Below are 10,322 nucleotides of genomic sequence, written 5' to 3' on the forward strand. Positions count from 1 at the left end.
CTGGTAATCGTTTAATTGATTTATTTTATAACATTTTTGTGGTCATCTGACTATAACGATAAACCCTTTTTTATTACAGATACAATATCATAGCCACATTATTAGCTCGTGTTTAAATAGCCATCATCCACACAGCAAATCAACCAACGCTTGCGGAGTATCGACCTGATAAGTAGGTTGCTGCGCGGCGAGCTCAGTATGAGATGCCGTACCATAATTGACCGCGATACTAGTCATACCAAGTTGCGTTGCCATTTGAATATCGTAGATACTATCCCCGATAAACACAGCTTCAGCGATTTGCTGCTCGGTATAATCCAAAATATCGTTAAGCATCTGCGGATCAGGTTTTGAGCCTGACTCATCTGCACAGCGGGTCATCACAAAATAATGATGGCTGCTAGACGCATCTAAGACGCGATTTAGCCCTATTCTCTTTTTACCAGTGGCAACCGCCAGATTTTTACCTTGCGCTTGTAGTGTCTGCAACATGCCTTCTATCGGCGCAAAAAGCGGTGTACTGTGACTATTGGCAATATAGTAATCCGCATAGCTTTGCTGGATGGCGAGCTTTTGCGTGTCATTTGCTTGCGGATATAAAATCTCAATGCCCTTCATTAGGCTGAGCCCAATAATATCTTGTACAGCTTTATCGGTCGTTTGAAAACCATGCGCCTCCCCTGCTACATGCATCGCATCAACGATTAAACCAATTGAATCCATCAGCGTCCCATCCCAATCGAATATAATGAGAGTCTTGTCTGCTAAATGATGCTGATTGGCTGTTTGAAAGGTTTTGGCAGAAGTTAGCGGTGCAGATTGTTCACTCATGAATGACCCTTAGAAGATGGTGATGATAATAGATGATAGATATGGATACAGATACGAAAACGTCACGGCAGCTTATTAGTGATAATAAGAGTTCGTGACGTTTGATGGTAAGACTGAAAAAAATGAGCTTACAAACTTATTCAGGTTGCTTAATATCTTCTGGCAACCAGTCAGCCATCTCATCTGGTAGTGGTGCAGTGATGGTTTCGTAGCCTGGAATATCTAAGCGCCACGCATGTAGACACAGACGATGGACGCCTGATTTGTCATGCACATTATATTTATCATCACCCAAAATAGCATGGCCAATATGAGCCAGATGCACACGGATTTGATGGGTGCGTCCTGTCAGGGGCTTGGCTTCAATCAAGCTGACCGGCTGAGCTGCAAGCATAAAGCGCCCATGGACGATAATGTCCGTCTGGCTTTCTTTAGATTGCGTATCTTGTGTATCTACTTTGACACGGCGTTCACCGCTAGCCAGCGTATAACGTAACAATGGCGCATCGATACGTTGCTCATTGAGCGCAGGTTGCCCTTTGGCGATACAGAGATAGTGCTTTTGAATGGTTCTGTCGACCAGATGCTGTTGCAATACTTTCAGCGCTGAGCGTTTTTTAGAAATCATCAACAGCCCTGAGGTGTCTTTATCGATGCGATGTACCAGCTCTAGGTACTTTTTACCCGTCACTTCACGCATGGCTTCGATCACACCAAAGTCTAAACCACTGCCACCATGAACGGCGATACCAGAAGGCTTATTCAGCACCAACATCCCATCATCTTCGTAGACCACGCGTGCGAGCAAACTTTTAGCAAATTCAGTGCTGATAATCGGTTTTTCGCGGGTAGCGAGTACCACAGGGGCGATACGTACCACGTCTTCACGCTGCACTCTGTCGTGTGCTTTGCAGCGTTTGTTATTGACACGTATTTCATCCGAGCGAATCATTTTATAAATATGTGGTTTTGGTAGCCCTTTTAAGCGATTGAGCAAAAAGTTATCCAAACGCTGATCGTGCTGGTGGCGGGTTACTTCAAGATAATTTACCTTGCCAAAGTTGCTGATTTCATCATCAGCGCTTTGCGGGCGTGTTTTGCTATTGAAGATAGCAGGGGCTTCATGGGTAGGTGCGTCGTCGGTCATTTTTGAGTTTGTCATTTTTAGTTAGGTATTTACACAAAGATTTGTTATAGTTTAGCATGTTGAGCGACAATTAAGCAGCGGCTACCGCAATAATCTATGGCTATCATAGATAAAGCTTCATCATTTTTACGACTTGTTTGTAACGAGGGTAAAGCTGTAAATGCTGCCGAGGTTGGACGTTTTATCTGATTTTAGGACGCATACTATATTTAATGATAAATTAAAGATATAACTTGTCGTTATTTATAGATGTGAGCCCATAAATAGTAGTAATAGCAACAACCGCACTGACGTTATTCAGTGTGATAAAATAAATAATGACATTATAAATAGTGACATTAAATACCTTTGTGCTCATAAATTTAGTGTTAATAAACTTGGCAAGACGCCTGTTTATTGACGTAATGACACAACATTGACTCACAACCCGCATGGCAACGACTTTATTTGATGGCCTTTTACGCGAGTGTAGTTGAGCAAGTATGGATTGTTTAGCATTAGGTTCGAGAAGTATATCGATAGCTGCCTAAGTATTGGTGGTCAAACAGATAAAGATATAAATACAGCACCACGCCGATGAGCGGGTCAATGATTCTGTTTGCCAAGTACGCCCCGCCGATAACCAAAGCCGCGATACCTAACTTTAAACCACCCAAGATATGATTGACGTTATACCAGACAGAACGATAAATAAAGAGTGACCAATTGCTTTACCTAAATAAATAATTGTTGAATATCGCTATTTTATACAATAGTTTTATATAAAAGTATTTATGATAGCGGTATTATTGCTAGACTTTGATGGATTGAGTGCCGCAGCAAGATGCGTTTTTAACATCCGTATTTTTAAACCAGTAACTGACCGTCACCCACCCTTACAAAGTGCGCTGACATGACTACCAGTAAAATTTACTGATACTAAAAACTCATAGTACGCATTAATATTTCGACCAAATCGATCAATGATAGAATATGACCCTATAGCCTTACAGCCTATATCGCTTATATTCACGCTAGCAACATTAGCACCGCTACTGTATTTTAGGTAAAGACAGGCCATTGAAAAAGCCAACGTGCTTTATTAAAACCCTGACTTACGTTCTATCGTTCACTAATATCTGACAACGCTAATTTAGACTTTAGCCAGACTTGCCGCTACGCCCTAAATCCCGTCCCATCGTTGTTATGCGTACTCATAGGATAGTAATATGAAACGCATTTTAATCAACGCTACTCAAAACGAAGAGATTCGTGTTGCCCTTTGTAAAGGCAACCATCTGTACGATTTCGACTTAGAAAACCGTACCCGTGAGCAGAAAAAATCCAACATCTATAAAGGTCACGTGACCCGTGTCGAACCATCACTGGAAGCCGTTTTTGTAGAATATGGCTCACAACGCCAAGGTTTTCTGCCTATTCGTGAAATATCTGCCGAATACTTGAGCGGTAATCCACGCGACGAAAATATCAAAAAGCTGATCAAAGAGGGCGATGAATTAATCGTTCAAGTCGAAAAAGAAGAGCGCGGCAATAAAGGCGCTGCTCTATCGACTTACGTGTCTTTGGCAGGTCGTTATCTGGTATTAATGCCAAACAACCCTCGCGGTGGCGGTATCTCACGTCAAATCTCAGGCAAATTGCGCGAAGATATGAAGCGTATGCTGAGCAATCTTGACCTGCCAAAAGGTATGAGTGTCATCATCCGTACGGCCGGTATTGGCAAAACCCAAGAAGACTTGCAACACGATTTAAACCATTTGCTTAATATTTGGCAAGCCATCCAAGAACAAAATCAAAAATACCCTTCACCGCGCTTGGTTCATCAAGAAGCTGGCGTTGTGACGCGTGCCGTTCGTGATTATCTGCGTGATGATATCAGTGAGATTTGGATCGATAACGAAAACGCTTATATCGAAGCAGCTGGCTTTATCGATGCGGTGATGCCCAAACAAGCAGAAAAACTACGCAAATACACTGATTACGAGCCGATGTTCTCGCGCTTTAATATCGAAAAGCAGATTGAAACTGCTTATCAGCGTGAAGTTCGTCTGCCGTCAGGTGGCTCAATCGTTATTGACCAAACTGAAGCCTTGGTCTCTATTGATATTAACTCTGCCAAATCCACCAAAGGCTCGGATGTTGCCGAAACTGCTTATCATACCAATCTAGAGGCCGCCGACGAGATTGCCCGCCAATTGCGCTTACGTGATATGGGTGGTTTGATTGTTATTGACTTCATCGATATGAATGACAATAAGCATCAAAAAGAAGTCGAAAAACGTCTGATTGATGCCACCAAATATGACCGTGCCCGTGTACAATTTGGCGATATCTCTAAGTTTGGCTTGATGGAAATGAGCCGTCAACGCTTGCGTCCGTCATTAGAAGAGTCAACCGGTTATATCTGCCCGCGCTGCCATGGTAATGGCATGATTCGCGACCTGCGTTCTTTATCATTATCAATTATGCGTCAGATCGAACAAATCGCCCTAAAAGAGCGTCAAGGTGAAGTACAAGCAGAAGTGCCTACTGACATCGCGGCATTCTTATTAAATGAAAAACGCGATAGTTTGGTCTATCTTGAGCAAGACAGTGGCACGCGCATCACTATATTGCCGCACGCACATTTAGAATCGCCAAACTTTAAATTGCACTTCAACCGTGATGGTTTTGCCCCATCGAGCTATGAGCGTATCACCGACACTCAACAGCAAGAGCATAGCGATCTTGGCTACAATGTCGATTGGCAAACCGCTGAAAAGGAACGCCCAGAGCAGCAGCCAACGCGCCAGCCACGTCAATCAGCCGATAGTAAGGCTACCAATAAACCTGCTAGCAAACAAAATAATACGGTTGAGCATAACAAACACAGCAACGATCATCGCCATAACCAAAACACCAATAATGTGTCATCAGCGCGTGCACCGCAAGCCAACAAAAGCCAAAGCGTTGCCGCCGCTACTACCCCAGTAGCAACACCGACTGCAAATATTGAAACACCTGCCCAGCCGCAAGCCGTTGCTTGGTTGTCCAATCTGTTTGCGCAAGCGCCGCAAGCAACTACCACGCCTAATGTTAGTAGTCGTGACGCAGCAGAAGCCATCGAAGCACTTGTCAACACGGGCGCGCAAAGTTTGGGTTCATTCGGCCAAGTTGATAGCAATGCTTTAAGCACTGCCGCCACTGATACATCAAGCCCTACGCAAACCACTCCACAGGGTAGCCAAAAAGATGACAGCCAGCAGCCGGACAATAATACCAATCGTCAGCAGACACGCCGCCATTCAGACAGCGACACTGATGACAGTAATAACGAAGACAGAAGAAGACGTAAACCGCGTAAATCTAGATCTTCTAAGCCGCGTCAAAGAAAAGAACAAAATGACGAGACTAGTAATGAGCTGAGCAGCGACACAGATAACAGCGCCTCGAATAGCGCCGCAAATAACGCTGACGACAAACAGTCTGATAACCAAGAAAAACGGGGGCAGGACAACAGACGCCCAAATGATCGTAACCGCAACAATCGTCAAGATAGCAACCGCCAAAACCAGAACAGTAACCGCGCGACAAATGAGCGCGACAATACTTCTGATGACAAAGACAATAGCACTGACGAGCAAACTCGTGCCAAGCGTAAACCACATAGCCAACGTGGCTCGCGCGGAAAACTAGAGCGTGGAGAAGCGCTAACTGCTGATAACGTTAAGCAGCACAACCAACAGACGGCAACAGGTGCGAATGGCAGCAAAAACCATGCTAACTCGCGTCGCAACCAAGACCCAAACGAAGTCATGATACAGGTCAATGAAGCATCAGCCGAGCTTAAGTCGCCAGAAGTTGTGCACTTATCTTTAGATGACAGCAAGTCTGTACAGGCCAAGCATCCATCTACTGATAAGCAAAGCTCAGAAAATGGTGCTACCAAAGCTGAAACAGTGAAAGCTGATGTGGCAAAAGAAGCTACTTCACCAAAGGCAGAGCCACAGAGCAATGATAAACAGAGCAGCGATAAGCCAAGCAATGTTAACCAGAGTACTAATACACAGCTCTCTGAGGAGAAAAGTAGCGATAAAAACGCCGTCGCAGACACTGTCTCTAAAGCTGATGCTTCTAACATTGAAGGCTCTAAAGATAACGTTTCTAAAGCTGATGATGCGAAAGCGAGCGCTACAAAAGACAAGGCGCAAAACGACGCGTCAAAGTCTGACAGTGACGCTGAGAACAAAAAACCTGCAGTAGATCAGCAGCCAGTGTCTAAGACCAACAACGACACTCAAGCCGATAGTGCTAAGCCTGCAGATTCTAATGTAGACGGCGTAGCAAAAGCACCAAAGGCTCAAGAATCAAATGCTACTAACCAAGCCGATGGTAGCAATGTTGAAACCGCCAACAGTGGTCTCAACGTTAGTCATGACAATGAAAAAAGCACCAGTGCTTCCACACTGGAGCTAACGCACGATGCATTGTTTGCCACGCGTTATGTAACGGCTGAGAAGTTCGGTCAGGCTAGTAATGACCCACGTGTCGTTCGTAGCCAGCAAGCACAAGCTGCCCAAAAGCCCCAAGCCGCTAATCAGGCAACCGAGCAAGCAGTAGTGAGCGTACCAAGCATTCGCGGTACGGTTGGTGATTTTGTTCGCAAGGCATTAACAGATGCAGAGAGTCGTTTGAAAAATGACGGTGTCATCAGCTGCTTTATCGCTGCTATCGAAGCACATCAGCAAGTAAAGCCTGCTAACGTTGAGACGGATGTCACACCGACTACTGAGACTAAAGTTGAGAACAGAAATTTTGACTTTAGCAACTATGGCTATCAGCCATTAGCAGCGGATTACCTAGCGCGCTTTGAGACCATGACCCAAGCGGTCAGTCAGTTTGCAGCGACGCAAGGTAAAACAGACGTTGAGCCACGCGCTATTGGTAAACGTGCCAGCAACGATCCACGTGGTCAGCACCCTGACTATAAGGAGCCAGCAGTGTTGAGCATTGCTGCTGAACAGGCAGCTGAGACTGAGAAATCTGATAACGACGTTGATGCGCATGATGTCGAGGCGACCGCTTTGGCCAATCAAGCGCAGACAGATGACATCAGTACCGAAAGCGAGCAGCTGCTAGCAGTAGAACAAGTGCTAGCACACACAACGGCTGAGCCATCGGATAATACCAATCCTGACGCTATAAATGTGGCTGCTGAAAGTACAGATAATGTTGAAGCGGCTACTCAAGCACCTGACGCTCATGTAGAAGAACCTACTAAAGAAGACAGTCAAGCTGCTAAGTCTAAAACCACGATAGCCAGTTATAAAAACATGATCGAAAATGTGGCTGAGCAACTGCTACCGCAAACGGGTATGTTTAATTTGACCAGCCCAAAAGTACCAAAGGCCCGCAGTCGTAAGCCTAAAACCGAGCATAAAAAGCCGACGCAAGCTGAAAAGCTAGAGTCTGATGATTCAGATAGCGAAAGCTAACCATACGGTTTAATCACTCACGTTAAAGTAAAAGCCCCGAAACTTTCGAGTTTCGGGGCTTTTTTATAGGAGATAGCTTTTTTAACACACTGCTCTAGGACATGACTTAATGAGCTGCTGACTTGTCATCTTTACCACGGATTTTACCAATGATGGTAAAAAGAGCAACGATTACTGCACCAATGACAAAACCAATCGCACCATTCAATATCGTGGTCGTCAGGCTTTCAAAAATACCCGTTAAGTCTGCGAGCCCTTCTACTCCATGATCTAAAAAACCAATGCCGTGTACCAAGATACCACCACCCACCAAGAACATCGCCAATGTACCTGCAATAGATAAGAATTTCATCAATTTGGGTGCAGCAGCAAACATCACTTTGCCAATTTTTTGCGTAAACGCCCCTTCCTTCTCCATCAGATGCAGGCCTGCATCATCTATTTTTACGATACCAGCGACCAAACCATAAATACCAATGGTAATACCGATCGCTAAAATAGAAAGCACAATGCTTCGCTCTAGCAAGGTGGCAGTCGCCGTTGAGCCTAATGCAATCACAATTATTTCCGCTGATAAAATAAAGTCTGTACGTACCGCCCCTTTGATTTTTTTCTTTTCAAAAGCCACTAAATCTACGCTTTCATCGGCATTGGCTTGCCTGCGGGCATTTTGTTCTTCGTCATGCGGTAACACATGTGGCCAAAAGCGATGAATGACCTTTTCAGCACCTTCATAGACCAAAAATAAACCGCCACACATCAATAAAAAAGTAATCAGTGGCGGATAAATGGCGCTAATTAATATTGCCGCTGGCACTAAAATAAGTTTATTAACAAATGAGCCTTTGGCAACGGCCCAAACAACTGGCAGCTCGCGATTGGCTTTGACACCCGTGACTTGCTCTGCGTTGAGCGCTAAATCGTCACCCAATACGCCAGCGGTTTTTTTGGCGGCGACTTTAGTCATGACTGAAACGTCGTCCAATATCACACTGATATCATCAAGTAGGGTTAATAAACTGGCACCTGCCATGTGTGCTCCTTAGGGCAAAACTGTTAAAGTGAATGGTTTTAAAATGAGTGATAGATGTGGTTTTATATCAAACTTTATAAAAACCAAGGTTATTAGCAGTAGACTACCTATACAAGCCTAAATATTAAGTAGTACAAGTGTATTTTATTTTATGAATAGATGTTTATCCATAGCACTATGATGACCGCTCACATTTGCCTATATATAGTGAATTCAATATTAAAACGATACAGCGGGAATGGGATGAATTTTACGTGGCCTCTGTCGGCGTAGGCACAGCAAGCCAGAAAAATTTATCCCAGTTCCGCGTTGGAATATAACGTATCTGTTTTATTTAGAATCGACTATAGTTAGTCCTGAATAAAAAGACTACAGCCATTACAGCATGCTACCAACTATATCGATTTTATTCGGAACTGCCTATAAGTAGCCACATAGCCTGTGGCTGCTATTTACCATAAATATGTTAATATAGGCGGTATTACCATTTATCTTTTATCATCAATAAATGGTAAAAAACCTGTAAATTTAGGGCGTGCTGAACATGCACAGATATCGCTAACAAATAGTCGCTATCAGTGCCACGATCGAATGTTCAACACGTCCTAGACCCTTAAGCCACCCGTTGCATTGACTGTTATATATAAAAGTTTATTGCCGCCTTTCTCAAAATGAATTCACGATTAGGTACGATGCCTACAGGACACCCATATGTCATCCCCCATTGCAAAAAACACCTCTGCTGGTAACCGCTTTACTCGCAACAACTTATCACGCTTTATGATGGGCGCGCTGCTCGTGGTTATCGCTGCTGGTTGCTCAAACAATGCAGCGGATGCGACCAGCAATACCAGCATTGTTAATGATAGCGACACCAAAGTCAGCACGGCCAAAGCATCTACTGATAGCGATGCTGCCGTGGTAAAAGCGTTACAGGCGAATTTAAATACTTCTGGTATTGAAGAAAACATCATTTCAGCGGTACCAACGGACATGGATGATATTTATTGGGTCACTGCTGATGGCTTACCTTCCTTTTTTACCGATAAGTCTGGTAAACATATTATTCAAGGGCAAATTATTGCTGTTGGAGATGAAGCACCCGTTGATATCAGCGGTGCTTTGGTTGCTAGAACGGCACAAGATGCCCTAAAAGCAGTAGACAAAAAAGACATGGTTATTTATCCAGCAAAAGGGGCTACCAAATCTGTCGTCTATGCCTTTACTGATGCCGATTGCCCTTATTGCACCAAACTCCATGAAGAAATGGATGACATCAATGCGCGCGGGATTGAAGTGCGCTATTTGGCCTGGCCACGTAGCGAAGGCAGTATTCCAAAAATGGAAGCCATCTGGTGTAGCGAAGATCGCAATGCAGCAATGGATCAAGCTAAAATGGGTGCCAATATACAAGCACCGAGCTGTAATAACCCTGTCCAAGCGCAAATCGATCTAGGTATGGCGCTTGGTGTACGGGGCACGCCAGCCATCTTTACTGAGTCTGGACAGCAAGTGGGCGGCTATCTACCAGCGGCTCAATTGGCAGAAGCAGTCGGCGCGATTTAACGATCTGCTTAATCGTCTGTCAGGTGATAGTTATTCATGATAGTTTTGCGCAATAGTTTTCACGATAACTTTGCACGATATGTTGATCGCTATGACAATGGCGACATTGTGTAGACGTCACAACGGCTTGTCGGTATGATACGATAAAGCACTATAAAAAATTCAGCCACATACTTTTTATTTGAGTATTTCTATTCAACTATAGTTAATTAAATAGGCTCTGTTTTAATAGTGTGTTGATATAACTTATTGATAAATGATATAATGACTC

Annotated in this window: 5 protein-coding genes; 2 read left to right on the forward strand and 3 right to left on the reverse strand. The window is 44.1% G+C overall.

Going from position 1 to position 10,322, the window contains the following annotated elements; all coding sequences use genetic code 11:
- Positions 1–123: 123 nt before the first annotated feature.
- A complete protein-coding gene (locus tag EI162_RS11995) occupies positions 124–831 on the reverse strand; it encodes an HAD-IA family hydrolase (protein ID WP_192524574.1) in 708 nt (235 codons plus the stop codon).
- 136 nt (positions 832–967) lie between these two features.
- A complete protein-coding gene (locus EI162_RS12000; protein ID WP_192524575.1) occupies positions 968–1,978 on the reverse strand; it encodes an RluA family pseudouridine synthase in 1,011 nt (336 codons plus the stop codon).
- Between the two features lie 1,208 nt (positions 1,979–3,186).
- Here EI162_RS12000 and EI162_RS12005 point away from each other — a divergent pair.
- Positions 3,187–7,452: an Rne/Rng family ribonuclease gene (locus EI162_RS12005; protein ID WP_192524576.1), complete on the forward strand. Its 4,266-nt coding sequence runs from the start codon at positions 3,187–3,189 to the stop codon at positions 7,450–7,452.
- A gap of 106 nt (positions 7,453–7,558) precedes the next feature.
- Here EI162_RS12005 and EI162_RS12010 read toward each other — a convergent pair whose 3' ends face one another.
- Complete coding sequence (locus EI162_RS12010; RefSeq protein WP_192524577.1) at positions 7,559–8,485, reverse strand: DUF808 domain-containing protein; 927 nt, start codon at positions 8,483–8,485, stop codon at positions 7,559–7,561.
- A 711-nt stretch (positions 8,486–9,196) separates the two neighbouring features.
- Here EI162_RS12010 and EI162_RS12015 point away from each other — a divergent pair.
- A complete protein-coding gene (locus EI162_RS12015; protein ID WP_192524578.1) occupies positions 9,197–10,051 on the forward strand; it encodes a DsbC family protein in 855 nt (284 codons plus the stop codon).
- Positions 10,052–10,322: the final 271 nt, after the last annotated feature.

Origin of the sequence: Psychrobacter sp. FME6, assembly GCF_014861365.1 — a bacterium.
GTDB lineage: Bacteria > Pseudomonadota > Gammaproteobacteria > Pseudomonadales > Moraxellaceae > Psychrobacter.